The organism is Pseudomaricurvus albidus (assembly GCF_018863235.1).
In the GTDB taxonomy this organism is placed as follows: Bacteria; Pseudomonadota; Gammaproteobacteria; order Pseudomonadales; family Cellvibrionaceae; genus Pseudomaricurvus; species Pseudomaricurvus albidus.
The window spans coordinates 1-26,594 of record NZ_JAHKRS010000012.1 but is presented as its reverse complement, the minus strand read 5'-3'; the positions used below and the strand labels follow the sequence as shown (position 1 = coordinate 26,594).

Genomic DNA, 26,594 nt, shown 5'->3' with positions numbered 1-26,594 from the left:
GAGAAGACACAAATCAGGCCCCCCTTCTGCTCAAAGTCTAAAACACAGAACCAGCCAGCCAAGCACAGAATAACTGGCCAGAGGCTTTTATCGTTTAAGCCGTATTTCCACCATCAATTGGAATAGCGGTTCCCGTAATCTGTGCTGCGACATCAGAGGCTAAATACACGCATAACGCGGCAACCTCATCGGGCAGAGTAATACGCCCCGTTGGGCTGTCGGCGTTGTTTTCAATCATGGCGCTGTCATAGTCGATACCACGCTGCTGAGACTCTATCTTCAACATCGGCGTGTCGACATCACCGGGGCAAATGGCATTAATACGGATTTTGTCTTTTGCGTGGTCAAGGGCCATGGCCCTGGTCATTAACACAAGCCCTCCCTTACTGGCACAGTAGGCTGCCGCCAACTGCCCTCCTTGCAATCCCCAATCAGACGCAATATTCAAGATCACTCCGCCCTCTTGTTTCATATGAGGAATTGCAGCTCTGGATAGAAAAAACGGGGCGTTAAGATTGACCCCCATCGTGTTATGCCACTGATCATCTGTAGTTTCTTCTGCCGTATAACGATGAATCACACCTGCGCAGTTAATCAGAACATCCAAACGGCCGAATTGAGAGAGAGCAAATGCGACCAGCTGATCACAGGCCTCGCTTGCCGTTATATCCCCGGTCCAAGTGACAGCACCAATCAGACTCTTCGCCACATCGTTGAGTCTGTCTGCGTCCCGGCCGGCCAATACGACACTGTATCCCTGCGCATGAAAGGATTTCGCAGCTGCTGCACCAATTCCAGAGCTTGCACCTGTAATTATCGCCACTTTAGACATATGAATATTCCTGTGAGTCCTGTAGAAGTTTCGTCAGATCAATTAACCGAATCATGATACAGCACCCTACAAGCTAATTCGCTAAACAAAAAAAGGGGCCAAAAGGCCCCTAAATAGCGTTAGAACTGACGGAGAGTGTCACAAACTTAGAACCGCAAACGGCCTCTCACAGTTACCGAGCGCGGAGCATTAGGGCTTATATCATGAGAGCCGTTAAACAAAGGCACATCGTTGATATAAGTAAAGGTTTCTTCATCTGTTAGATTTTTGCCGATCAATGACACATCCCAAAGGCCAGACTGAGGACCAAAGGTCAGGGAAGCATTGACCTTGACATTGGAGTCATCCAGAGAAATTGGATCAAGGTCGTCCTGACGATAGACTTCGTCCATGTAGTTCAGGTCAAGATTTGAAACCAACTCGTAATCACCAAATTGCTCCAGATAGTTGAAGCTCATGGAAGCTGACAACTTGGGAGTATGAGAAGACGTTTTACCTTCCAGATCGTTAACCGCCTGAGCAGCACAACTGCCATTGTTGTAAGTCAGTGCAATTAAAGCTTTCTCGGCGTCGGTAGCGGCAGCATCGAAGGCACTTTGACGCGCTTCGAGGAACTGGCTGTTGTAACAAGCCTGATTCGCAAAATCATCGTACTCAAAGTCGATCCATCCCAGAGAACCTGAAACCGTCAGTTTCTCTGTGGCGCGCCAACGACCATCAATCTCAATACCCTGAGAAGTGGCTTTAGCAGCATTCTGTACTTCAAAGGTAGTACCGCCACTGAAGATAGAAGCCTGGAGATCATCAAACTGGGTATGGAAAACAGCCACATTCACTTCTGCTGCACCATCCAGCATGGTCATCTTGGCGCCCACCTCGAAGGTTAATACTTCTTCTTCATCGAAGCTCACATCATTTGAGTTTGCACCCACACCACCCGATTGCCCCATGTAAAACGAGTTAAAACCGCCAGACTTGTACCCAGTAGAAGCCGTCGCATAAGCCATCACGCTTTCATTAACATCCCATTGGATATTAGAAGACCAGGTAAAGCTTTTCTCATCCCGAGTCATGCCTGGATCATCCGAGGTATAGCTGTGAGCTGTGAACTCACCCACGGTTTGCGCAAGAGCAGTCACTAAAGGATCGGAGGATTGATTGGTATTACGGCTGCCGAAATCCGCTGCGTAAACCAGTTGCTCAGCTTCTTTCTCTTCTTCCGTATAACGAACGCCAAGAGTCAGTCGAACCGTATCAGAGAGATTCCAGGTACCCTGTGCAAACAACGCCAGGGTTTCAGTATCCTGATCCAACTTGGCGTAACGATTGACACCAGTACCTACGCCGTCAAACGCTGCAGCCTGTGCACAGGTATTGGCCAGAGCAGCATTACCAAAGGCAGAAGTGTTAATGGCGGTCTGAACTGCGTCATTAGCCACATAAGCACTGCCGTATGCAGCCCCCAAATTAGCCTGGCAGCCTGCATTCAGGATGCCTTGCAGTGCAGGCAGGTTAAAGTAGGACAAACCATCAACGGTCATATCCTGCTGTTGATAAAACAACCCGGTAATGTATTCGAAACTGCCGCCGGCTTCAGACGCAAAGCGTACTTCCAGACTGTTTTGTTTGAAATCTTCAGTATCATCAAAACGTAAGCCGTTCACACCGGAAAAGTCGGCATCCAGGAAACGATCATACTGATACTGAGAGTGTGCCAGAATTCCCGTCAAGGTACCGGCTTCGAATTGGGTTTCGACAGTAATGGAAGCTTCCTGGCTATCGCCTTCCATAACGCTGTCCGAACCAAAGTCCATCACAGGTCCTGAATTACCAATAAAGGATTCATCACGGCTGTTGAATGAACCGAGCGCTTCCAGAGGACCCGCTTCTTTCATGGTAAAGCCCATAGCACCATCATCGAAACGATAATCTTCGTAACGGAAGGTCAACAGAGTAAAGTCACTGACATCCCATTCCAGAGTTACCCGAGCTGCCTGTTCATCTTTCAATGGGCCTTCTTTGTCGTAGTAAAGGTTATCAACCCAACCTTCGTCCATCTTGCGATCCATAACCGCCAGACGAGCCCGCAATGTATCAGTCAAAGGACCAGAAACATACGCTTCGATATCGGTTTCATCAAAATCAACATTGTAACCCGCTGAAATCTCAGCCTCGAACTCATCGGTTGGTTTTGCTGAATGGATGTTCAATGCACCTGCGATGGTGTTTTTTCCGAACAGGGTTCCCTGAGGACCGCGCAGAACCTCTACCATCTCGACATCCATAAAGGCATTACGAATCTGGACACCACGGCCACGGTAGACACCGTCTACAAATGTACCGACAGACTGCTCAAAACCCGCCTGCTCACCTGAAGCGATCCCTCGGATGCTGATTCGATCACCAACTGCACTTTCTGTCACCGAGAAGTTGGGCACATACGCGGAGACATCTTCAAAATTATTGACACCAGAGTTGGCCATTTTTTCAGCGGACATTGCGCTGACAGAAATGGGGACATCCTGAAGACTTTGTGTACGCTTTTGTGCGGTAACAACCACTTCTTCCAGGGCTAAATTATTTGCCAGTGCCGCACCGGAATTTCCTGCCACACCAGCAATCACAGCACTCAACAAGGACATCTTGACGGTTTTCATCTCTCTTCCTCACACTTATTTTATTAGCAATTATTTTGCTTTTTTAGTTACTTCTATCTCTGAGCCTAATCACAGGACGAAAAAACCCGTTAAAGCCCTTAGCGGGCTTTAAGATTAGGAGTTATGGGATTAAATCAGGGAATTAATTCAGGATTTCCAAATCACCTTGACGCCAAGGTTCAATGACAATCTTGGTTTGATCACTACCGGCTGCCAAAAGATCAAACGCCTTGCCAACACCATCTATACCAACCTTTCCGGTCAACAGAGACTGCCACTCAACATGACCATCAGCGATGGCCTGCAGACATTCTGCAAACTCTTCTGGCGTATAGTAATAAGTGAATTTAAGATCAAGTTCCTTAACGGTCGCGTAGGCGTAGTTAACGGATGATTCAGACGTGTGAATACCTGTAACAACCAGTGTTGATTTTGGCGGGCATCGCTCGATAAAGTCTTTGATAATGCGAGGTACACCAATGCATTCAAAAATGAAGACTTTACGCTCACCGGCAACGCTGGCAGCCAGCTGCATTTCGTCCTGATCTTTAGGATTTACAACATGCTGGGCGCCGAACACTTTGGCTTTTTCCAGCTTATCTGCCTGCATGTCGGATGCTACGATGTTTTTGATACCACGCCGGTGTAAAGCAGAAATCACTGCCAAGCCAATAGGACCACAACCGGTGACCAGAGCCACATCTTCCGCCTGAATCTCACTTCGATTTACAGCATGCAGACCAACCGCCAAAGGCTCAGTCAAAGCCGCTGCCTCAGCTGGTACATGGTCAGGAACAGGCAGCAACAGAACCTCATCCATGATGAAGTACTCTGAATAAGCACCTGAAAGCCCAGGAGTCACACCAATACCGGCGTTATTCTGTGATACCAGAAAAGGTATTGAAGTTACTTTGCTGCCAACGGGCAAGCTTTGTTGTGTATCAGGGCCATAACTGACGATCTCTGCGCAATACTCATGCCCCAACATCACTTCAGTGTGCTCATCCTGTTGGCTACTCATCAGGCCGAGCTTTTGGTAAAAGGCAAAGATTTCTTTGTAATGACGGGTTAAATGTAAATCGGACCCGCAGATTCCACAAGCCAGGCTTTTGACTAACACCTGACCCGAAGCAGGCACAGGGATATCGGCAGTTTCAAGATGGATTCCACCATCTCTCATTACCAGAGAATTCATCTGAGTCATTATTCTTTACCTTCGGTATTACCCGCATGATCGGGCAATACCGCTCTCTAAAGGATTTATGTAATGTGATTATGCCGTATTAGACGGCGTCAACTATTTTCAGTCGATTGACATTCCAGCGCCGGCTTTAGGCTTGATATAGCGCAGCTTGTCGATACCTTGTGCTTTGGCGACTTCCACAACAACCTGTTCAATCCAGCCTGCATCCATGATGTTCATGAAGTTGCCATCTTCATCAAAGTTCACATTACAACCGGTAATTACCATAAAACCATCGGCACCTTCTTCGGAGTCTTCCGGACAATGGAAGGTATGGATTGAACCGCCTGGCTCGTACAGGTAAGAACCTGCTGTTTGAGGCTGATCAGGATACTCCAGATAATTCCAACGACCAGCGGTGGTGTAGAAATGCACCACACCAGTGTGGAAATGCTTTGGCAAAGTCACGCCGGGTTTAAATTTTGCACGAATGACCCATATACCATTTTCTGGATCCAGGAACAGTGGCCAGACATCCACACCTGGTAAAGCCTCTTTCACTATAGGCTCTTCATTGGTATTCAGAGTTAACAGTAAATCCTGGTGATTAATAACGTCAGGTAATGCCATGATTATTTCTCTCTTTTACAGGTTATCGCTAAGGATAGTGAGCCCAGTCGCTATAACATCGATCGACCGCGACCCGGTTCAGTTTTTATCGTTGCAGTAAGGGGTATTTGAAATTGGTGAAACCATCTCCGGCATCCACAGTACAACCATTGATGCAGTTGGCTTCGTCACTCACCAAAAAGGCAGCGACATTGGCAATTTCTTCAGGCTGGGTAAAGGTTTCACGCATTTGTTCACGACGGATGTGCTCCCACAGTCCCAACGCTTCATATTGACGCAGCAATGGAGTGTCTACCCGCCCTGGAGCAATGGCACAGACGCGAACATTCAGAGGCGCCAATTCCAATGCAGCGTTTTTGGTCATCATGTCTACAGCAGCTTTACTGACGTTGTAGGTAAACGTCATTTCGGAAGCCATTTTTCCGTAGACAGAAGAGGTGTTGAGAATAACGCCTGGGGTTCCGAGCTGTTTGAATTTCTTGGCCGCAGCAAGTATGCCGTAGTAAACACCTTTCTGGTTTACCGCAGTCACACCGTCAAAATCGGCAACGGGATCGTGATCAATCAGCATCTTGGCACTGCCGATGCCCGCGTTGTTTATGACGATATCCAGACGGCCAAAGTGATCACAGGCTTGCTGGATCATCCCTGCAACCTGATCGTAATCAGTCACATTGACAATACAGGTAGCCACAGAGTCGCCAAACTCTTCCTGAAGCCTGGACAAACCTTCCTGAGATAAATCGGCTGCAAGGACACGCGCCCCTTCGGCAACCAGTTTTGAAACTATAGCGTGGCCAATACCGCCACAGGCACCGGTGATGACAGCGACTTTCTCTTGCAGGCGCATAGTAGACCTCTCTCTCGATCACTATTTATATTTATTTAGATTGAGCAAACTATAGTCACCTCCACCCCATAGGACTTGACTTTTTACGAAGATAAGTTGATATTTTGCGAGTCAACTTATCACTTATCAGGATCAAAGCCATGTATTTAGTGAGAAGTGGTGCTGTAGATGGCATAGAGAAGCTGATTCACGATCTGGGTGAAAACCCCATCGAGCTGATTGAATCCCTGGGTTTACGCCAGTCGCAGTTCAGAAACCCCAACACCTATATTGCTTATAATAGGGTAGCTGAGCTAATGGAACTCTGTGCAAGACGTTGTCATGCGCCATTCTTTGGCTTACTACTGGCACAGCGTCAAAACTCCAATGTTCTGGGTGACTTGCCGGTTTTGGTGTCACGGGAATCCACTGTTGGCGAAGCTCTGAACGCCGCAAATCAGTACCTTTATCTGCATGCCTCAGGGGTAAGGCTGGAGCCACAACCCCACGGGGATTCCATCCGGCTATCCCTGGTCATTAATCTCACCAGTTCCCAGGGCATTCACCAATTGATGCAATTGAGTGTCGCTCAAATGGCGATCTTTGTTGCCGACCTCATCAATACCGATCAATTTTCTTTTATCTTGCACTTCATGCAGCCAGAACCTGATGACCTGAGCCAGCTTCAGAAGTTGAATTTTCAGCACATTAAATTCAACCAACCCTTCAATGGCCTGCAATTACCCAAGATTAAATTGGAGGGACGGAATCATCAGGACCAGGCAGCCCTAAATAAACACTTCGTTGAATATTTGCACCACTTGCAGAACCGCTATCCAGACAACCTGGAAAACCAGATCAAGGACGTCATTGGCCGCCTCCTCCCCAGCGGAGATTGCAGTGTTGAGCAGGTCGCAGCGACACTGAACATGCACCCTCGCACGCTGCAAACCAAACTCAAACAACTGGGCACCTCTTATCGGGAGATATTACAAGCCACCCGACAGGATGTTGCCGAGCAGCATTTGCGCTACAACTCGGTAAACATCACTGATCTCGCCCTTCAACTCGGCTATTCCGAAGTCGCCGTCTTTAGCCGACACTTCAAACGCTGGCTGGGAAAATCACCCAGAGAGTGGCAGAAAGCCGAGAGAGAAAAGCGATCTGCTGCTATCGGTAACGAATAACGCCAGATCACCTCTCTTGCCTCAACACCAGGCCTGTTACCAGCCCGGCAATCTCACCAATAGGTCTATACTCATCTCATTACGTTTAATCCTCCGCGCCACTATTCGAAGGGGCGGCTTAAATAATGAGCAGTGGGTAATTCATGACGGATGACCATCCAGCAAAGACAGACAAGACTCTGAACGAATCAGAGCTTTCTCAAATCGACGCCTTCTGGCGAGCCTGTAATTACCTAGCCGCAGGTATGATTTACCTGCGTGACAATCCATTACTCAACCGCCCACTGGAAAAATCTGACCTTAAACAACGGCTTTTAGGCCACTGGGGGTCCAGCCCCGGGTTGTCATTTATCTACACCCATATGAATCGGCTTATCAATCAGTTTGATATTGACGCTATATTTCTGGCAGGCCCAGGGCATGGCGCCCCCGGTGTATTAGCTCCAGTGTACCTTGAAGGGACTTACTCCGAAATCTATCCGGAGGTCAGCCAGGACGCTGAGGGGATGAGCCACCTGTTCAGGCGCTTCTCCTTTCCCGGTGGTATCGGCAGTCACTGCACACCCGAACTGCCCGGTTCGATACATGAAGGCGGCGAGCTGGGCTACAGCCTCTCCCACGCCTTTGGAGCCGCTTTTGACAACCCAGACTTGATCGTCACCGTTGTTGTCGGTGACGGTGAAGCGGAAACCGGTCCACTGGCGACTGCCTGGCACTCCAATAAATTCCTCAACCCTTTGCGTGACGGGGCCGTGCTGCCAGTACTTCACCTGAACGGTTACAAGATCAATAACCCCACCCTTCTTTCCCGAATTCCACACGACGAGCTGGCTTCTCTCTTTCGCGGGTACGGCTGGAAACCCTATTTTGTAGAAGGCCACGAAGCACAAGCCATGCATGAGGCAATGGCCACCACTCTGGAGGCCTGCCTGAAAGACATACGAGCACAACAGCAACAGGCACGCAGCAGCGGCATAGCCCAACGCATCATCTGGCCAATGATTATTCTGCGCTCACCCAAAGGATGGACTGGCCCTGAAGTCCTTGCCGGCAACAAAATTGAAGGGTTTTGGCGGGCTCACCAAGTGCCTTTACCCGGTGTTCACCAGAGTGATGAACAGTTCCAGATGCTGGAAAACTGGTTGCGAAGTTATTGCCCGCAAGATCTGTTTGATTCTGAAGGCCGGTTACAACCCCACATCAGGGATGCCGCACCTAGCGGGCCAAAACGGATGAGCGCGAGCCCACACACCAATGGTGGTTTCTTAAAACGTGAACTCAGAATTCCTGACTTTAAGAATTACTCTGCTAATGTTTCGCAACCCGCCAGGAGCCGGGCATTCAATACAAAACCTCTCGGCGCAATGCTGCGGGACATCATGCTCAAGAATCCTGAGAATTTTCGCGTTTTCGGACCCGATGAGACCACCTCAAACAAACTGGATGCCATCTTTGATGTCAGTAAAAAATTATGGCTGGCAGAGTATTTGCCTGAAGATGAAAATGGTGGGCAACTGTCCCGAGATGGACGGGTATTGGAAATGCTATCGGAACATACTCTGGAAGGCTGGCTGGAAGGCTATCTGTTAACCGGACGTCACGGTTTCTTCGCAACCTATGAAGCTTTCGTCCACGTCATTGATTCCATGTTTAACCAGCACGCCAAGTGGCTGGCCATAGCCAAACAATTGCCCTGGCGATTACCCATTGCCTCACTCAATCTACTGATTACATCTACTGTCTGGCGACAGGATCACAATGGCTTTACGCATCAGGATCCCGGCTTTCTCGATCTGGTGGTGAATAAAAGTCCTTCTGTGACCCGTATCTATCTGCCACCCGATGTTAATTGTTTGCTTTCCACCGCCGACCATTGTTTACGCAGTCACAACTACATCAATGTCATGGTCTGTGATAAACAGGAACACATTCAATATTTACCGATGGACGATGCCATAAAACACTGCACCAAAGGATTGGGAATTTGGACCTGGGCCAGTAACGATGAGGGAAAGGAACCCGACGTGGTGATCGTAGGATGCGGTGATATCCCCACCAAAGAAGCTCTGGCCGCGACTGACTTGCTACGCAGACACTTTCCGGATTTAAAGGTGCGTTTTGTCAATGTGGTGGATTTGCTGCGCCTTGATCCCGAACATGAGCACGGACTCTCGGATCAGGATTTTGATGGTTTGTTCACCCGGGATAAACCCATCATTTTTAATTTTCACGGCTACCCCTGGCTCATCCACAGACTGGCCTACCGCAGAACCAATCATCGCAATTTGCACGTCAGGGGCTACCGGGAACACGGCAACATCAACACGCCACTGGAACTCGCTATTGTGAATGAAATCGACCGCTTCAGCCTGGCAATTGAAGTCATAGACAGGGTCCCTCACCTACAGATTCGCGGCTCTCATGCAAAACAGGCTTTCCGTGATCGTCAACTGGAGTGTCAGCAGTACGCTCATCAATATGGTGTTGATTTGCCGGAAGAAGATAACTGGGTTTGGACACATGAGTGATATAACCATCCATGATTTACACCTTTCCAGACAGGTCCGAGGTCACCTGTGAGTGACACCATTACAACTCTGGGAGCAGCACTTGGCGGTTTGGGGCTTTTTTTATTAGCCGTCAGTATGATTACCGATGGGCTGAAACAAGCCGCCGGTAAATCCCTTAGGACAATACTGGCAAACTGGACCAATACCCCTTTGAAAGGAATTGCGTCTGGCTTCTTCATGACGGCAATTGTGCAATCTTCCAGCGCTGTTACCGTTGCGGCAATAGGCTTCGTTAATGCCGGCCTGCTCAATATGCGCCAGGCCCTGGGTATTATTTACGGGTCTAATATCGGAACGACCATAACTGCCTGGCTGGTAGCCATTTTGGGCTTTAACCTGAATATACCCGCTTTCGCCTTACCCCTGATCGGCATTGGCATGTTGATCAAACTCATTCGGCAAGATGGGCAGGCCGCATCCTTTGGTTTGGCCATTGTGGGATTCGGGTTATTTTTTATAGGAATTGACGTTTTAAAAGCCGCATTTGAAGGAATAATCTTAACCTTTGATATCTCACAATTTACCGCTGAGGGCTTATCAGGCATCGCCATGTTCCTGCTCATCGGAATTGCCCTGACCGTACTCACACAATCCTCCAGTGCCTCCATAGCTTTAACCATTACCGCGGCAACGTCCGGCATCGTGGGTCTTTACGCGGCAGCAGCGATGATCATTGGCGCTAATGTGGGCACCACGTCAACAGCAGCTATTGCGACAATAGGCGCCACCTCTCACGCAAAACGCGTGGCCCTCGCTCAAGTGATTTTCAATGTGGGAACAGGAGTAGTTGCGCTTTTCATCCTGCCCCTGATGTTTTTAGTTATTAAAGGGCTAAGCCACTTCCTGGGGTTATCGACGATACCGAGCGTGACTCTCGCGTTATTTCATACTGCATTCAATGTGATTGGCGTCATCATGGTTTACCCCCTTAATAATCGCCTGGCCGATTTTTTGGAGCGCCGCTTTATCAGCCGACAACAGAAACAAATGCTTCCAAAATACCTGGATAAATCTATCGCCAAAACCCCTGTTCTGGCGGTAAATGCCATCACTTTGGAATTGATTGATGTCAGCCGACGTGTCCAGGCGCTCATTGCCCAGGCTCTCTCGTCAACGCCGATGACAGATCAGGATCACCATGCCGAAATCAATAACATACAAAGCCTTCTGGCCGAGGTTGCTCGTTTTACGGTGAGTCTGGAACGACGTTCACTGTCCGACGAAACCATTTCTCAACTAGCCACCCTCCTGAGGATTAACCAGTACCTGTTATCCTGTACCACACTGTCCGCAGGACTCCCTGATTTGCGCACATTACAAATGGATCTGGAAGATCAGGAAGTAAAAACCAATATGGAAACATTCCTGAAAGCTGCATCTCACTATATTCAGCAGGACTATCTCCCAGATGGAGAAACACCCTATCAAAACGGTAACCCGGATCAGGCTGAAGAAGATCATGCGTCTGACAACATCACCATTGAATTTAAAAAAGTACACACATTACACAACGAGACCAAAGCACGGTTGCTTTTAGCCGGAACCCAGAATCACATATCCATTGATAAAATGCTTGAGTTGATCGAGAGATCTGAAAACTTGCTGACAATCAGCAAGCAGTGGCGCAAAGCAACCAACAACTTGCGCCGTTTGTACCGTGATTCGGGAACCACGCACCAACATCTGACCGCAATCGAAGACCTGTCTTCCAGTATTGACAGCCTTGCGCATGACGACGGTGATACTCATGAAACTCGCAGTCTTGAAGAAGCAAAATAACAGGAGGAAAAATGGCCACATTAACTTTTTTGGGCGCAGTTGAAGGCGTCACCGGCTCGTCGTATCTTTTAACAGTCAACGACACATGCATACTCCTCGATTGCGGATTATTTCAGGGACGCAGACAGGAAGAGGAAGCCAACCTTAAACCCCTTCCCTTCGCACCTGTGGGGATAGATGCTGTTGTGTTGTCCCACGCCCACCTGGATCATTCCGGACGGCTGCCTCTGCTGATAGCACAAGGTTATACCGGCCCCATTTACATGACTTATCCCACTCAGGAATTAATTGACGTCCTGCTTAATGATGCTGCCTCGCTGCAGGAAAGAGATGCCGAATGGGAAAACAAACATCGGCGGAGAGCAGGTAAAGAAGATATCTCTCCATTGTACACACAAGAAGATGTCGCGGAGACGTTAACCTTTTGCAAAGGGAAACCCTATAATCAAAGATTTGAGATTGCAGACGGTGTTGAGATCAACTTTCTCGATGCAGGGCACATTCTCGGCTCGTCCATTGTAGAAGTATTTATCTCTCAATCAGGTGAGAAGAAAAAGCTGGTATTTTCAGGGGATCTGGGTAACTCACAGGCTGCCTTGTTACGTGACCCTCAATCAGTAAGTGACGCTGACATCGTTTTGATGGAATCCACTTACGGGGACCGAGAACACCGTACGATGGAAGATACTCTGGAAGAGTTTGAAACAGTCATAGAAAATGCATCGAGCAATGGAGGCAATATTTTAATTCCCTCATTCGCGGTTGGACGAACTCAGGAAATCATCTTTCGCCTGGGCGAACTCTACCAGAAGGGCAAGTTAAAGCATCAGGTTGTCTATCTTGACAGCCCTATGGCGATCGCAGTGACAGAAATTTATCACCGCTATCAGGACGTCTACAACACCGAAGACAAAGCGCTGATCAAGCATCAAGCCAGTCAAAGTAGCCTGCATACATTTTTACCCATACTGCGATATTCCACCACGACCGCAGAATCCATGCAGCTTAACAAAATTGAGAGCGGCGCAATCATTATCGCTGGCAGCGGCATGTGTAATGGCGGACGTATCAGACACCATTTAAAACATAACCTGTGGAGAAAGCAGTCTCACGTTATTTTTGTCGGCTTCCAGGCTATAGGCACACCTGGCCGGGCCTTGGTCGATGGTGCCAGTACCTATAAAATCGGCGGTGAAGAGATCGCGGTGAAGGCTTCAATTCATACGATGGGTGGGTTTTCTGCCCATGCCAGTCAATCCCAACTGATCAATTGGCTGAGTTCCCTAAAACCGAAACAACCAAAGCTATATCTGGTTCATGGAGAACAAGAAGCCAAATCCGCATTACAATCGGCACTGAGCAAACACGGCTGGAACGCAGAAATACCTGTGCTCAATCAGACCATTGAGCTCTAATCCCGTCAGTCACCCCCTATTTTTTCCAATTTCCGGGTAATCCAAACATTATGAAAGACCCCAAACCAACGAGCTGTATTTTCCCCAGTGCAGCAGACGACGCTGTGGCGGCTGAACGCACACCGCCCCACAGTAACTCCTACCGTCTGGCTTACAGTGATCCGGACTTTCTCCACCGGGATGATCTACGGGCAGTGCGTCTGCAACTGGAGTGGTTGAAACCTGATTTGATACAGGAAGAACTGGATATCAATTCCACCGCAGTCATTTTTGGCGGAGCACGCTTTCAGGAACATCATGAGTCACAGCTACAACTTAAAGAAGCCGAACAAACATTGTCATTGGAGCCTGATAATCCTCAACTGATCAAGAAACACCGAATTGCCCAAAACAGATTGAAAAACAGTCAATTTTATGACGAAGCCAGAAAGCTTTCACATCAGATCACGCAGGCGTCACAGGCCTGTGGCGGAAAGGACTTTGTGATCGTAACCGGCGGAGGCCCAGGTATTATGGAAGCTGCCAACCGGGGAGCTGCAGATGCCGGCGGCAAAAGTATAGGCCTGAATATTGTGCTGCCCTATGAGCAAAAACCAAACCCCTATGTCACACCCGGACTGTGCTTCCAGTTTCACTATTTTGCCATACGGAAAATGCACTTTTTAAAGCGAGCCAGAGCATTAATCAGCTGCCCCGGTGGCTTTGGTACGCTGGATGAACTCTTTGACACCCTGACTTTGATTCAGACTCATAAAATCCAACCGGTACCCGTCATTTTAATGGGGCGCGAATACTGGACTCAACTAATCAATTTTGAATTTTTAGTTGAACAGGGAGCCATCGACGAACAGGACCTCGAACTCTTTCATCTGGTGGATAATGCCGAGCAGGCCTGGGATATTCTGGAAAAGCACTGGTTTTCAGATTAGCCCTTCCAGAGCCCGCCAATTGGCTTAGTGTCAGGATTGATGATTAACAGCCTTGGGGCTGTTAATCCCCACTTCGGGGCGCCTGCGGCGTCTAAATCGCAGTGCGATTTATCGAACCGGGGTATTGTTAAACCTCTCTTTCCTTCGGTTAATAAAAAAGGGCCTACCCTTTCAAAAGAAAGATCTGAGAAACATGGTCGGGATTGATGATTAACAGCCTTGGGGCTGTTAATCCCCCCTTCGGGGCGCCTGCGGCGTCTAAATCGCAGTGCGATTTATCGAACCGGGGTCATTGTTAAATTTCTCTTTCCTTCGGTTAATAAAAAAGGGCCTACCCTTACGGGTAGGCCCTTTTTTATTAAATGGCGGAGAAGGAGGGATTCGAACCCTCGATACCGTTTCCGATATATACCCTTAGCAGGGGCACGCCTTCAGCCACTCGGCCACTTCTCCAGGCTGCTTGTTTGATGAGCTGTGGGCTCATCAGCAACACGGCCGGCATAATACCATATTCGCCAGAGAATCAAAGACTTGGAATCAAATAATTTGGAAACAGACAAACGCCTGGGCAAACCCCACCCGCCTTGTACACATGTTGATCAGCCTCAGGCATCAACCGGCAGATACGAAAAAGCCCGTATCAGAACGGGCTTTTTCGTGTATACATTGCAAGAGGACTCAGTCGTGCTGCTCCTGATCTTCTTTTTCACGCTGTATACGCTGATAGATCTCTTCGCGGTGCACTGCGATTTCTTTAGGGGCATTAACGCCGATACGTACCTGGTTGCCTTTAACACCCAGTACTGTAACGGTTACCTCATCTCCGACCATTAATGTCTCGCCAATACGGCGGGTCAAAATCAACATGGTAAATCTCCTTCAAGCATCCTGTGAAAACAACGGACAATATCACCGGTGATACCGTTGTCGGTGTCTTACCCTAGCCCTTACCGCTTCTTGTATTGTAAATGTAGCGATATCACTGTTCGTGTAAGTATTGTCCAGCTTTGCCAAAAAGAAAATCAACAATGGCACTTCAGAGCACAAAACATCATAAATTATGATGGTTTTGTGTCTGATTGGCTCAATAGCCATCCCGAACCATTAGATTCTTTTTAGTAAAGCTTAATTTTCGATCGCTTCCAGTCCAAAGGCCTTATGCAAGCTGCGTACGGCCAGTTCCAAATAGCGTTCGTCGATAATGACAGCAATTTTAATTTCAGATGTGGTAATCATCTGAATATTGATATTGTCTTCTGCCAACGCATCAAACATTTTTGATGCGACACCTGCGTGAGAACGCATACCCACACCAACGATGGAGACCTTGGCGATCTTATCGTCAGCGATAACTTCCCGGGCATTTACATCCGCACACACTTTTCCTAAGACTGTTTTTGCTTTCTCCAGATCGTTACGATGCACGGTGAAAGTAATGTCGGTTGTACCATCCGCTGATGCGTTTTGAACGATAACATCGATCTCGATGTTAGCCGCACCAATTGGGGCCAAAATACGAGCGGCAACTCCCGGGGTATCGGGAACACCAGCAACTGTTACTTTTGCTTCATCACGGTTAAAAGCAATACCGGATACTACAGGCTGCTCCATATCGGAAAAGTCCTCATCGAGGGTAATCAAGGTTCCAGGACCATCCTGGAAACTGTGCAATACACGTAGCGGAACATTGTATTTGCCCGCAAATTCAACGGCGCGGATTTGCAGAACTTTAGAGCCCTGACTCGCCATTTCCAACATTTCTTCAAACGTAATCTTATCGAGTCGACGAGCACCCTCACAAACCCTGGGATCTGTTGTGTATACGCCATCAACATCGGTATAGATCTGACACTCGTCCGCTTTCAGAGCGGCTGCCAGTGCAACACCCGTGGTGTCAGAGCCGCCCCGCCCCAGAGTCGTGATGTTGCCATGCTCATCAACGCCCTGAAAACCAGCTACAACAACCACGCGGCCAGCATCCAGATCTGCCCTCATATTTGAGACATCAATATCCTGAATTCGTGCCTTGGTGTGGGCACTATCTGTCAGAATTTTCACCTGAGTCCCAGTATAGGAGCGAGCGTCATAACCGCGCTTTTTCAGCGCCATACACAGTAACGCAATCGTTACCTGCTCACCGGTGGAAACCAGCACATCCATCTCGCGGGAGTCCGGGTTCTCCTGAATCTGATTCGCAAGACCAATCAGACGATTGGTTTCACCACTCATTGCGGAGACCACAACGACCATATCATGGCCTTGCTCACGGAATTTGATCACTTTTTCAGCGACCGACTCAATCCGCTCAACCGTGCCGACCGAAGTACCACCGTATTTTTGTACAAATAAGCTCATCGACAACCTGCATCAACGTAACAGGGGCTCTTATTTATTGATCAGCACAGGTCGCTAACTGGACCATCAATTGATCAAATAAGAGCCATAACAAAACGGGCGCCAATTAAACACTACTTTGGCCTGAAAGTTAAACAATTGCGGCTGCTTTTGAGTATCTTTTTTGGCCAAAATGCCAGTGAGAATCAGTTACCCACCTAACACTTACCCCAACTGCTCTTTTACCCAGTTTTCTACTGACTTCAGAGCTTCAGGTAATGCGGCGATATCGGTTCCGGCCCCTTTGGCCTTATCCGGTTTGCCGCCACCTTTACCTCCGACCAGTGGAGCGAAGAATTTGATCAGATTTCCGGCAGAGACCTTATCCTGAAGATCGGCAGAAACACCGGCAATCAGGTTAATTTTCTCGCCGGCAGGGCTGGCCAAAAGAACCACAGAACTGCCCAGTTTGTCTTTAAGTTGTGCCACGCTGCTGTCCAGCGCCTTCATGTCAGCACCGTCGATCTGGCTTGCCAACACCTTCACACCAGCAACCTCTATGGCCTGGGAGACCAAATCACCACTGGCCGCAGAAGCCAGTTTGGCCTTCAGTTGCTCCAACTCTTTTTCCAGCTGACGGTTCTGAGTCACCAGTTGACTGACCTTATCACCCAGAGTCTCCGGACGGGCTTTAACCAGCTGGCTGACCTGAGATACCAACGCTTCGGTATCATCAAACAGTTTCAGGGCTTTCTTGCCGGTAATGGCTTCAATACGACGCACGCCCGAGGCAACCCCGGATTCGGAGACAATACGCATCTGACCGATATCACCGGTACGCTGAACGTGAGTACCGCCACACAATTCAACAGAGAAACCGTCACCCATGGACAAAACACGGACTTCATCGCCGTATTTTTCACCAAACAGGGCCATGGCGCCTTTTTCCTGGGCGGCGTCCATATCACACAGTTCTGTTTCAACCGCGGTATTGGCCAGAATCAGCTGGTTAACCCGCGCTTCAATGGCTTTGATTTCTTCAGGCTTCAATGCCTCAAAATGAGAGAAGTCGAAACGCAGGCGCTCTGAATCGACCAGGGAGCCTTTCTGAGTGACGTGCTCACCAAGGATTTCACGCAAGGCGGCATGCATCAGGTGAGTCGCAGAGTGATTCAAAGCGGTCGCTTGACGAACGTCCTGATCCACAGCTGTATCCACTGTATCCCCTTTGTTGAGGGAACCCTGCAAGATTACGCCTACATGCAGGTGATGACTGCCCTGCTTGGTACAGTCACGAACTTCAAAACGGCCTGCCTGGGCAGTCAAATAACCGGTATCACCCACCTGACCGCCTGACTCGGCATAAAACGGCGTGCGATCCAGCAGGATCACGCCCTCTTCACCTTCCGCCAGAGAGCTGACCTCTTCACCGTCTTTATAAAGCGCGGTGATGGTGCTTTCACCGGCAACCGCATCGTAGCCAGTAAACTCAGTTTCGCCTTCCAGCTTAAGGCCAGCGGTGTAGTCCACTTTAAAGGCACCAGCGGCACGGGCACGGGCACGCTGTTCAGCCATAGCGGCTTCGTAACCTTCCTCATCCACCGTCAGGTCACGCTCGCGGGCGATATCAGCCGTGAGATCCAGTGGAAATCCATAGGTATCGTAAAGCGTAAACAGTACATCGCCAGGTACGACCTTGCCTTTCAGCTCTTTCAGAGCCTCTTCCAGTACGGCCATACCTTTATCGAGAGTTTTCTCGAATTGCTGTTCTTCGGCCAACAGGACCTTTTCAATCTGGGCTTGCAGGGCATTCAGCTCTGGGTAGGCATCACCCATCTGGATAGCCAGACCGGCCACCAACTTGTGGAAAAACGCTTCTTTTTGCCCCAGTTTGTGTCCATGACGAATTGCACGACGAATAATACGACGCAGTACATACCCGCGCCCTTCGTTGGAAGGGAGAACACCATCAGCAATCAGGAACGAACAGGAACGGATGTGATCGGCAATCACACGCAGAGACTTATTCTCAAGATCCTGGGTACCTGTTTTCTCGGCCGCATCTTTCAGCAGGGCCTGAAACAGATCGATTTCATAGTTGGAATGAACATGCTGCATCACAGCGGCAATGCGCTCCAGTCCCATCCCTGTGTCGACGGACGGTTTGGGCAGTGGCGCCATATCGCCATTGGCACTGCGGTTGTACTGCATGAAAACCACGTTCCAGATTTCGATGAAACGATCGCCATCTTCCTCTGGAGAACCTGGAGGACCACCCCAGATCTCTTCACCGTGGTCATAAAAGATTTCAGTACATGGGCCACAAGGACCGGTATCACCCATCGCCCAGAAGTTATCAGACTGGTAACGGCCGCCTTTATCGCCAATGCGGATAATACGCTCCTGTGGAACACCGATCTGGTCTTTCCAGATACCGTAGGCTTCGTCATCTTCTTCGTAAACGGTAACTGTCAGTTTATCTGCAGAGATATTGAGCCAATCGGACGACGTCAGAAATTCCCAGGCGTAATGAATCGCATCCTGCTTGAAATAATCGCCGAAGCTGAAATTACCCAGCATTTCAAAGAAGGTGTGGTGACGCGCGGTGTAGCCCACGTTTTCCAGGTCGTTATGCTTGCCACCGGCACGCACACAGCGCTGGGAGCTGGTGGCGCGACTGTAGCTGCGCTTGTCATCGCCCAGAAAAACGTCTTTAAACTGCACCATTCCGGCGTTGGTAAATAATAAGGTGGGGTCATTGCCCGGTACCAGCGAGCTGCTGGGGACGATCTCGTGTCCTTTGCTCTGGAAAAACTGCAAATAGGCGTCGCGTATTTCTGCGCTCTTCATAAACTCTCGATCCGATGGCTGGCCGTTGGACAAGAGCCTATGCCCTTGCCCGATTTAAAAGCGCCTAAGTATATAAGAAGCCAGCCAAAACACCGAGTCCCGAGGAGACTTTTTACCCGGATTTTGCTTGATTTTTGCTCGCGGACACAGGATTTTCGGAGCTTTTGGCCGCCACAGGCGCTTGGGGAGGCGCGAGACGGTAGAGAAGGTTGGGTTCACTGAGGATATAAAGCATACCATCGTCGTCCATCGTAACCCCTTCAGCCTGAGGAACACTTTCCCCAAAACCGGCTCCGGAATCAGACAACGACAAACGGGAAACCTTTCTGCCGTCAGTGGTTGTTTCGGTTAACGCCTTGGACTCATCACTGAGCACGAGCAGGTGGCCTGTTCCCTGATCGAAGTGCAAACCTGAGAGATCGCTGTTGCCCAGAGAATTATCTTCCATAGACCAGGGGGTGGTGATGGAAAAACTCAGCGCATCAGGATCGACCGCACCCGCAATCCGGTAGATTTCACGAGGCTGACGTTCATTCACGACATACAGGCTTTGATCTGCGGCGTTATAGGCAACCCCCTCAAAGCCCTTGTTGTTCTTTTGAGTGAGAGGAAAAGAGACACTTCGTCCGTTAGCCCGGTTCAATGTGGTTGTCTCAGCATCGATGCCGACAATCACCACACTCCGGTGATCCTCTTCAATAATGGCATAACGCCCATTACCCAGAAAAACCATCCCTTCGGTATCGTCAAAGCCTTCCAGAGGTATCTTTCTCAATTCCTGCCCCTGCTTATCCATTTCAACCACATAAGGAGGATTGTTGGCTACCGCAAACAGAGAATCCGTATCCCTGTTATAGGTTAAACCTGAGGCGTTATAGGTCATTATTTGCAACTCTATCGGTTCCCCCACGAGACGATAGTCAGCCAACGCAAGGGTTTTACCTTGATAGGCCTCTGCAAAAAGACTGCTCCAGGAAGAAACAGCCCACCAGCCACTCACGAGAAATACTGCGGCGGCCAAAGTAGTCAGATACTTTTGGAAAAGGGATAAATTATTGTTGTAGGCTGTCACTAGCCGTCGTGCTTGCCAGGCTGTCCTTTGCCAGCGACTGATCGTCACTGCTGTCATGTGCTGCACTCGTTATATATTGGATGTATATATTGGGATTTGCGAGGGCAGTATATGGAACCAATGTTTACGGTTATGTGACCAACAGCAATTCACACAGCACCTGTAGAATCTGACGCCTGAATTTGCTAACCAGTCGGCACAACATTCAACAAGCAATGAAGGAATTACCGTTTTGTGAAAAGAGGCCTTTACATCAGGCAAAAGCCTCAAAATCAAATGGAATTCTACGCCAAAGGCGTGAGGAAAAAGCGAGCAATTTGAGCGCTAGAAACCCAGCTGAGCCTCAGTAAAGGACTTACCACCGAGAATATGCAAATGAAGGTGGAAAACGGTCTGACCGGCTTCTTCACCATTATTAACGATCAGGCGGAAAGCATCACCGACTCCGTTTTCTTTGGCTATCTCGCCAGCCTTGACCATTAACGCCCCCAGAAGCGCCTGATCTTCTGCCGTAGCATCTACCAGACGAGGAATCGGTTTGCGAGGAATCAGCAACAGGTGCACGGGAGCCTTCGGGGAAATATCCTTGATACAGATGCAATCATCGTCTTCATAGACTTTATCTGCTGGAATTTCGCCATTAATAATACGGGTAAAAATAGAGACGTCCGACATTGATTCACTCCTTAATGCTTACTTCAGCTGGCGGGGTTACTGGCTTGGTGGGCTTCTTTCTCTTCCAGACTGATCTGACGGGCCTCACCTTCCAGCATCACAGGGATACCGTCACGAATCGGGTATGCGAGACCACTGGCCCAGCAGACCAGCTCTTGCTTGTCCTTGTCATATTCAACCGGGGCTTTGCTGACCGGGCACACCAATAAACTCAACAGCTTTTTATCTATCATAACTCTGTACCTGACTATTACAGGCGCCTATCTTACTGAACCTGTTTGGTCTTGTCTGCGCTTTTGTCTTGATTGGCTGCTGCTCGGTCTTCCGCCAAAACCTCACTCATCGGTGGCACCAGAAATGTTGGGTCGACCCGTTGATCAAACCAATTCATACGCCAATCCAGATGGGGGCCCGTGGCGCGCCCTGTGGCTCCAACCTCAGCAATTTTATCGCCTTGCCTGACTTCCTGACCGTCTTCTACTAACAGTTTGCTCAGATGCATAAACGTGGATGACAAGCCTTGCCCGTGATCGACTATCAGAGTCCCACCGGAAAAGAACATACCTTTATGCGACAACGTCACAATACCATCTGCGGGAGCACGAACCACAGTCCCCGTCGGCGCAGCTACATCCACACCATAGTGAGGCCGTCGCGGCTCACCGTTATAAAATCTCTGACTGCCATAGACTCCAGAGATACGGCCCACCAAGGGCCACTGAAAAGCCTGTCGGTAGTGCTGCAAATCACTGTTCACTTTTCGTGCAACAGCGACTTGAGCCCCCTCCTCCCGTATACGGGCCAGATATTTGGGATCAGGATTCACCGTCTTGGCCGGAACACCTTCAACCCGCTGTATCTTGTACTCCCGCGGCTGTACCGGATACTGAAAGTCCGTTGAGTCACCTGCAGCAGTTTTGACCGTCAATGTGGCAGTTTCCGGAAAGTCTCGCCCCAACCCCAGCACAAAATAACCATCAGAACTGACAGGCACCTGACGATCCAGGAAGTACAGGCTGTCACCCCTGGCCAGCTGCCCACGAAGTATAGAACCCTGCGCCCAAACTCCATCAATCACAGGCTTGCTCACATTAGCATAAGCGCTCACAGGCAAGACTAACACCCCCCCTGCAACCACCCTGCACAACCAGCGTTTCCAAACCGCAAGCTTCATACTACCTCCCAAAGTGCTGACTCCAGGTCGCGCACTCATTCATAATCAGATAGCAATTGTTTTACATCAATCACTGTTTTCAAGTAAAAAGCCAGCGTAACATAGCCCGGGCAACCGTTCTGAAACGACTGTCATCCAGTAGATGACGATCACAGCCCAAAAGCATTCTATATGACCGATTTACCTGATTCATCCATGCCTTTTACACCGCCATTAGGGCTACGCAACCGCCACATTCAAAACATTGCCTCCAGCGTAGGCTTGCGCAAGTGGCTGGTCAATCAGCAAACAAGGGAGCTGCAAAAAGACTCGCAGCCTGTCATTCTGCAAGGCGAGAACAATGCCCGCCTGCAGGGGTTTTACAATCCTCAGGACAAGGCCGATTCTCTGGTGATTTTTTTGCATGGATGGGAGGGAAGCAGCGATTCGTCATACATCTTATCAGGGGCCAAAACCCTGTTTGATCAAGGCCACGCGGTGTTTCGACTGAACTTCCGCGACCATGGCGATACACACCACCTCAACAGGGAGCTGTTTAACTCAACACGCCTCTCGGACATTACCGGGGCAATAGCTGACTTGCAGCAAAAATACCCCCATAAGCACTACTATCTTGCGGGATTCTCTCTGGGTGGCAACTTTGCCCTTCGCACAACCATAGCCCAAACAGAGCACGCTTATCGCATCGATCGTACAGTTGCGATCTGTCCCGTCATTTGTCCACACGACACCATGAACAATTTAAGCTCGGGTTTTCCGCTCTATGAGAAGTATTTTGTGCGCAAATGGAAGCAATCCCTGCTGAAAAAGACCAAACATTTTCCAGAATACGATTACATTGACCGCTTAAAACAAGTGTCCAACCTGAAAGAGATGAATGAGTTCTTCATCCCTGTTTACACCCCTTTCAACGATTGTGAAACTTACTTTGACGCCTACCATTTGCGAGAAGAAAGGCTGGGTAAACTCACCACGCCGACCACCATAATTACCAGCGAAGACGACCCGATTGTTCGGGTCAATATGGTTCCGAGGACGCCATTGAGTGATCATCTACACGTTGAGGTGACCCGCTACGGCTCTCACTGTGCCTTTCTGAAAAACTTTAAAATGCAGAGCTGGATAGATGATCGTCTGGTCAGTTTGTTTCAGCCAAAAAAATAAGGCGTCGAGAGTGAAAGTCCCGACGCCTTATGAGTCCTTGCGGTATCCCTTTGGAGCAAGGGATCAATCCACTATCAGATTTCCATCATTAAGGAGCTGCTGGATAATCTGTTGATCAGCACCGCTATATTCAACCCCCTCGAGAATCACACTTTGCGTGTCGGTTCCGGCTCCAGCACCATCGACGTCCACAGTGATTGTGGTATTGCCGGTGTTGCTGTCAAAACTGAAGTCCAGGTAGTTATCCAGAGTTGCGGGAGAATCATCTTCGCCTTGAAGTAAGTCAGCAAAGTTGAGGACATCACCGCCGACACCAGCCTGGAAATCCGTGATGGTATCTATGGCGCCAGCATCCTGTACTTGCCAGCTAAAGGTATCCTGACCGCCTTCGCCAGTCATGGTGTCACTACCCAAGCCGCCATAGATAACATCATCACCATCAGTTCCCAGGAAAGTACTGCCTTCTGTACCCCCAACAATAGTCTTGGAATAGCTACTTCCATCAACCACTGTCACCTCAAAATTAGGGCTGAAATCATCTGCCAAGGGTTCGTCCGTTGTGAGATAAATTTTATCCACCAGAGATGATGTATCTGTTTCCAACAAATCGGAAAATGAAGTCAGGTCATAATTACCCTGTTCGTCAGGAGAGATTTCTGTATAAGCACCATTCTCGTCAACAACCGTCAATGACAAGACGGTTATATCGTCAGGAAAACCTCCCAGCATCAACTCACTGACAGCTTCTTCAACACCAACCACATCCTGGATGGGTGCATACAAATCTATCGGATATGTATAAGTAGGAGAACCTTGAGCATCGACGTCAAATGACACATAAGAGATTTGGTAACCATTGCCGGTACCAGAATTTCCAAAAATGACAGAAGAAATATCTGAATCATAAGTCAAGCTGATAGTATCGCCACCATTACTAAACAGATTACCATCAACATAAGTAATCACTTTGGCTTCAGTGACATTAGCCAGAGAGATGCTTGAGTAATCTACGATCCAGCTACCGCCGCCAGTTAGATTTGCCGTGAGAGTTTGGGTTGCTCCACCCGCCATAGTGAACTGCAATTGAACCTGCAGATTAGAGTCTAAAACCGTAGTCCCATTAACCGATATCACCTGACCAGAGACAGTGGTGTCTTCCGCCAGATCTGAAAGTTCCAAAATAGCTCCTATGCGAGGTGTATCATCCCCCACATTTTTAAGCCTCATCGAAACAGCTTGCATACCCGTAGGGAAACTAATGCCAATTTCTTCAGCTGTCTCAATTCTAAAGTTGGAATCTGTAGCTGAATCTACCCCCAGACCAGCACCTGAATTGTAAGTAAATATTCCGTTGCCGAAAGTCGACAGGGTTACACCATTAGGGAAACCGTACTCACCCTTACCTTGCAACGTTCCTCCGTCAGTGCCCGTGAGATCCAATATACTAACGACTGGCTCACCAATCGACACAACAACTGCGCTACCAGGAATCGTATCGGCAACAGGCTGAATATCGAAACTCATGGTGTAATCCGAAGACTGTACAACACCACCATTCGCTGTCGAACCATCATCGACCAAACTGTAGGTAAAATAACTATCTGGAGTATCACTGACATCAGTAGCTGGTTGATACACCAGCAATCCAGCAGCAATATCTTCTGCTGAGACCGTAGTTTGTGAAGTCAGTTTCACACCATTAAGATACAGCTCGCCCGAATCAAGAGAAGTACTTGGAACATCAACAATGACACTGACTAAGTTATCTCCATCCTGATCATTGAACGCAAAATCACTTAATGTGAGCGTGTATGCTTCGTCCTCTTGAATTTCAATGGTTTGATCGCTACTTGAAGGTGCTCGACTTACTTCTGCTTCAATAACACTGACGGTAATAGAACCCGCAGACTGTGCTGTGCTGCCATTCTCTCGCTCTGTCGCAGTTACTGACACATTCAGATCAAAACTCTCTGCTGGTGAGTCGATATAGGCAACGATTGTCAGATTATTTAAATCCCAGTCTGTAACATCCACCGAGGAGGATTCAGCTGTCGCAGTGAAACTATTCATACCATCAGACAGGATCGCCCCCACAGGAATTGCAGAAATGGCTACAGACAAGAGCTCGGAACCATCGGTGTCAGTCAGACTCGCGTCAATATTCGGCAAATGAATTGCGGAGCCTTCCAGTCCTTCAGCCAATCTTGCTGGGTAATAACCCCCGTCGCCTGCATTATCGACATAAGCACTATGTTGACCACCTGCAGATTCGAGGGCATTAAGATCGGTGTAAGTTGAATATTCGGAAAGCGATTGTGGAGCCCCTCCCGAATCGGATAAGAGTACACTGGCGTACCCCTCACCTGCCCCGTTATAAGCATAAACTTCAAGTGTATAGTAACCACTCTCCGTCGGTACAAAACCATCACTGGTGTAATCATCCCAGTTGTTGTAATCAATGGACTCTAACGTTGTTCCTCCCAGCTCAATGTGGAAGGTATCGTCCTGATAGCCACTAAATACATAAGAGTGCCCAGCCTCAAGATAAATGAGACCTTTCAACGTCAATGCATCATACAGGTCGACAGATACTGCTTCTGAGGAAGTATTTCCACTCCCTAAAGCTGAAACAGTAGTCACTGAAGACGGTGTATAATAAGAAGTCAACTCAGTTTCAATAGCACTGGCATCATGAAAATCATCACGAGGCAGATTGTTGTAAACTGACAAAAACAGACCATTGCCTACTGGTGGCTGATAACTATTATCCTGACCAGCCTGGTCACCAACGGCTGTAGTGCCTATCTGCAAGATTGGAGTATCAGCCACAGGGATTATATTAATCTGCATGGTTGCTTCGGTACTGTCCAAGACCCCGTCAGACAAGGTATAGGTGAAGCTTGCAGCATTCGCACCTGAATCCGTAGCTTCGGGTACATTCAACTCCGGTACATAACGAAACTCACCTGCGATTAGCTGATCAGCAGTCACAACCGTATTAGAAGCAATTGTGTTCCAATCAGTACCATCAAACACCTGTAATTCACCGCTAGAAGGTATAGCTGTGATGGTAATAGATTGAAGTGAGTCACCATCGACATCGCTGAACGGAAAATCTGACGCACTGAAGAGGCGAATAATATCCTCATCGGTTTGGATGGATGAGTTGGTGATTGTTGGGGCATCATTGGTGCCCGTGATGGTCACAACGATGTCGTGCGCCGTGCCGTCCGCTGACAACACAGTGAAGGTTTCTTCTTTCGTATCACCTTCGCCCAGGTACTGAACGTCGGCATTCGCAACCGTATACGTCC

At 48.8% G+C, this 26,594-nt stretch carries 19 protein-coding genes and 1 tRNA gene; 6 read left to right on the top strand and 14 right to left on the bottom strand.

The window, feature by feature from the left end:
• Positions 1-94 precede the first annotated feature (94 nt).
• From KOI40_RS16430 to KOI40_RS16410, 5 genes are all read right to left on the bottom strand, one after another.
• Entirely contained in the window at positions 95-832 is a 738-nt protein-coding gene (locus tag KOI40_RS16430; RefSeq protein WP_216098636.1) for an SDR family NAD(P)-dependent oxidoreductase, read from the bottom strand.
• A 146-nt stretch (positions 833-978) separates the two neighbouring features.
• Positions 979-3,489: a TonB-dependent receptor gene (locus tag KOI40_RS16425; RefSeq protein ID WP_216098635.1), complete on the bottom strand. Its 2,511-nt coding sequence runs from the start codon at positions 3,487-3,489 to the stop codon at positions 979-981.
• Positions 3,490-3,631: 142 nt separating this feature from the next.
• A complete protein-coding gene (locus KOI40_RS16420; RefSeq protein WP_216098634.1) occupies positions 3,632-4,693 on the bottom strand; it encodes a zinc-binding dehydrogenase in 1,062 nt (353 codons plus the stop codon).
• 99 nt (positions 4,694-4,792) lie between these two features.
• On the bottom strand, positions 4,793-5,302 hold the full coding sequence (locus tag KOI40_RS16415; RefSeq protein WP_216098633.1) for a 2,4'-dihydroxyacetophenone dioxygenase family protein: 510 nt from the start codon (positions 5,300-5,302) through the stop codon (positions 4,793-4,795).
• An 85-nt stretch (positions 5,303-5,387) separates the two neighbouring features.
• Positions 5,388-6,152, bottom strand: a complete 765-nt coding sequence (locus KOI40_RS16410; RefSeq protein WP_216098632.1) for an SDR family NAD(P)-dependent oxidoreductase — start codon at positions 6,150-6,152, stop codon at positions 5,388-5,390.
• A gap of 140 nt (positions 6,153-6,292) precedes the next feature.
• Between KOI40_RS16410 and KOI40_RS16405 the strand changes: the two genes are divergently transcribed.
• From KOI40_RS16405 to KOI40_RS16385, 5 genes are all read left to right on the top strand, one after another.
• The gene (locus KOI40_RS16405) at positions 6,293-7,318 is read left to right on the top strand and encodes a helix-turn-helix domain-containing protein (protein WP_216098631.1); all 1,026 of its coding nucleotides are present in this window, start codon (positions 6,293-6,295) and stop codon (positions 7,316-7,318) included.
• A gap of 143 nt (positions 7,319-7,461) precedes the next feature.
• Positions 7,462-9,846 carry a phosphoketolase family protein gene (locus KOI40_RS16400; protein WP_216098630.1) on the top strand — a complete coding sequence of 795 codons (2,385 nt, stop codon included), beginning with the start codon at positions 7,462-7,464 and terminating at the stop codon, positions 9,844-9,846.
• Between the two features lie 90 nt (positions 9,847-9,936).
• Complete coding sequence (locus KOI40_RS16395) at positions 9,937-11,667, top strand: Na/Pi cotransporter family protein (RefSeq protein ID WP_233710346.1); 1,731 nt, start codon at positions 9,937-9,939, stop codon at positions 11,665-11,667.
• An 11-nt stretch (positions 11,668-11,678) separates the two neighbouring features.
• The gene (locus KOI40_RS16390) at positions 11,679-13,082 is read left to right on the top strand and encodes an MBL fold metallo-hydrolase RNA specificity domain-containing protein (RefSeq protein ID WP_216098628.1); all 1,404 of its coding nucleotides are present in this window, start codon (positions 11,679-11,681) and stop codon (positions 13,080-13,082) included.
• Between the two features lie 50 nt (positions 13,083-13,132).
• Positions 13,133-14,011, top strand: a complete 879-nt coding sequence (locus KOI40_RS16385) for an LOG family protein (RefSeq protein WP_216098627.1) — start codon at positions 13,133-13,135, stop codon at positions 14,009-14,011.
• 363 nt (positions 14,012-14,374) lie between these two features.
• On the opposite strand, the gene KOI40_RS16380 is transcribed toward KOI40_RS16385, so the two are convergent.
• From KOI40_RS16380 to KOI40_RS16345, 8 genes are all read right to left on the bottom strand, one after another.
• Positions 14,375-14,464, bottom strand: a tRNA-Ser gene (locus KOI40_RS16380).
• Between the two features lie 225 nt (positions 14,465-14,689).
• On the bottom strand, positions 14,690-14,878 hold the full coding sequence (csrA, locus tag KOI40_RS16375; protein ID WP_216098626.1) for a carbon storage regulator CsrA: 189 nt from the start codon (positions 14,876-14,878) through the stop codon (positions 14,690-14,692).
• A 258-nt stretch (positions 14,879-15,136) separates the two neighbouring features.
• Entirely contained in the window at positions 15,137-16,366 is a 1,230-nt protein-coding gene (locus tag KOI40_RS16370) for an aspartate kinase (RefSeq protein WP_216098625.1), read from the bottom strand.
• Positions 16,367-16,570: 204 nt separating this feature from the next.
• Positions 16,571-19,195 carry an alanine--tRNA ligase gene (alaS, locus tag KOI40_RS16365; RefSeq protein WP_216098624.1) on the bottom strand — a complete coding sequence of 875 codons (2,625 nt, stop codon included), beginning with the start codon at positions 19,193-19,195 and terminating at the stop codon, positions 16,571-16,573.
• Positions 19,196-19,307: 112 nt separating this feature from the next.
• Entirely contained in the window at positions 19,308-20,324 is a 1,017-nt protein-coding gene (locus KOI40_RS16360; RefSeq protein WP_216098623.1) for an SdiA-regulated domain-containing protein, read from the bottom strand.
• Between the two features lie 267 nt (positions 20,325-20,591).
• Positions 20,592-20,942, bottom strand: a complete 351-nt coding sequence (locus tag KOI40_RS16355) for a histidine triad nucleotide-binding protein (RefSeq protein WP_216098622.1) — start codon at positions 20,940-20,942, stop codon at positions 20,592-20,594.
• A 23-nt stretch (positions 20,943-20,965) separates the two neighbouring features.
• The gene (locus KOI40_RS16350) at positions 20,966-21,175 is read right to left on the bottom strand and encodes a Trm112 family protein (protein ID WP_233710345.1); all 210 of its coding nucleotides are present in this window, start codon (positions 21,173-21,175) and stop codon (positions 20,966-20,968) included.
• A 32-nt stretch (positions 21,176-21,207) separates the two neighbouring features.
• Positions 21,208-22,116: a M23 family metallopeptidase gene (locus KOI40_RS16345; RefSeq protein ID WP_216098621.1), complete on the bottom strand. Its 909-nt coding sequence runs from the start codon at positions 22,114-22,116 to the stop codon at positions 21,208-21,210.
• 171 nt (positions 22,117-22,287) lie between these two features.
• On the opposite strand from KOI40_RS16345, the gene KOI40_RS16340 reads away from it, so the two are divergent.
• Positions 22,288-23,280 carry a YheT family hydrolase gene (locus KOI40_RS16340; RefSeq protein ID WP_216098620.1) on the top strand — a complete coding sequence of 331 codons (993 nt, stop codon included), beginning with the start codon at positions 22,288-22,290 and terminating at the stop codon, positions 23,278-23,280.
• Between the two features lie 63 nt (positions 23,281-23,343).
• On the opposite strand, the gene KOI40_RS16335 is transcribed toward KOI40_RS16340, so the two are convergent.
• A partial coding sequence (locus KOI40_RS16335; protein ID WP_216098619.1) for a type I secretion C-terminal target domain-containing protein occupies positions 23,344-26,594 on the bottom strand: 3,251 nt, incomplete at its 5' end.

Excerpts from the sequence above, each read along its gene's own strand:
- KOI40_RS16430 (WP_216098636.1), bottom strand. The coding sequence starts at position 832 with ATGTCTAAAGTGGCGATAATTACAGGTGCAAGCTCTGGAATTGGTGCA.
- KOI40_RS16425 (WP_216098635.1), bottom strand. The coding sequence starts at position 3,489 with ATGAAAACCGTCAAGATGTCCTTGTTGAGTGCTGTGATTGCTGGTGTG.
- KOI40_RS16420 (WP_216098634.1), bottom strand. The coding sequence starts at position 4,693 with ATGACTCAGATGAATTCTCTGGTAATGAGAGATGGTGGAATCCATCTT.
- KOI40_RS16415 (WP_216098633.1), bottom strand. The coding sequence starts at position 5,302 with ATGGCATTACCTGACGTTATTAATCACCAGGATTTACTGTTAACTCTG.
- KOI40_RS16410 (WP_216098632.1), bottom strand. The coding sequence starts at position 6,152 with ATGCGCCTGCAAGAGAAAGTCGCTGTCATCACCGGTGCCTGTGGCGGT.
- KOI40_RS16405 (WP_216098631.1), top strand. The coding sequence starts at position 6,293 with ATGTATTTAGTGAGAAGTGGTGCTGTAGATGGCATAGAGAAGCTGATT.
- KOI40_RS16400 (WP_216098630.1), top strand. The coding sequence starts at position 7,462 with ATGACGGATGACCATCCAGCAAAGACAGACAAGACTCTGAACGAATCA.
- KOI40_RS16390 (WP_216098628.1), top strand. The coding sequence starts at position 11,679 with ATGGCCACATTAACTTTTTTGGGCGCAGTTGAAGGCGTCACCGGCTCG.
- KOI40_RS16385 (WP_216098627.1), top strand. The coding sequence starts at position 13,133 with ATGAAAGACCCCAAACCAACGAGCTGTATTTTCCCCAGTGCAGCAGAC.
- csrA (WP_216098626.1), bottom strand. The coding sequence starts at position 14,878 with ATGTTGATTTTGACCCGCCGTATTGGCGAGACATTAATGGTCGGAGAT.
- KOI40_RS16370 (WP_216098625.1), bottom strand. The coding sequence starts at position 16,366 with ATGAGCTTATTTGTACAAAAATACGGTGGTACTTCGGTCGGCACGGTT.
- alaS (WP_216098624.1), bottom strand. The coding sequence starts at position 19,195 with ATGAAGAGCGCAGAAATACGCGACGCCTATTTGCAGTTTTTCCAGAGC.
- KOI40_RS16360 (WP_216098623.1), bottom strand. The coding sequence starts at position 20,324 with ATGACAGCAGTGACGATCAGTCGCTGGCAAAGGACAGCCTGGCAAGCA.
- KOI40_RS16355 (WP_216098622.1), bottom strand. The coding sequence starts at position 20,942 with ATGTCGGACGTCTCTATTTTTACCCGTATTATTAATGGCGAAATTCCA.
- KOI40_RS16350 (WP_233710345.1), bottom strand. The coding sequence starts at position 21,175 with ATGATAGATAAAAAGCTGTTGAGTTTATTGGTGTGCCCGGTCAGCAAA.
- KOI40_RS16345 (WP_216098621.1), bottom strand. The coding sequence starts at position 22,116 with ATGAAGCTTGCGGTTTGGAAACGCTGGTTGTGCAGGGTGGTTGCAGGG.
- KOI40_RS16340 (WP_216098620.1), top strand. The coding sequence starts at position 22,288 with ATGACCGATTTACCTGATTCATCCATGCCTTTTACACCGCCATTAGGG.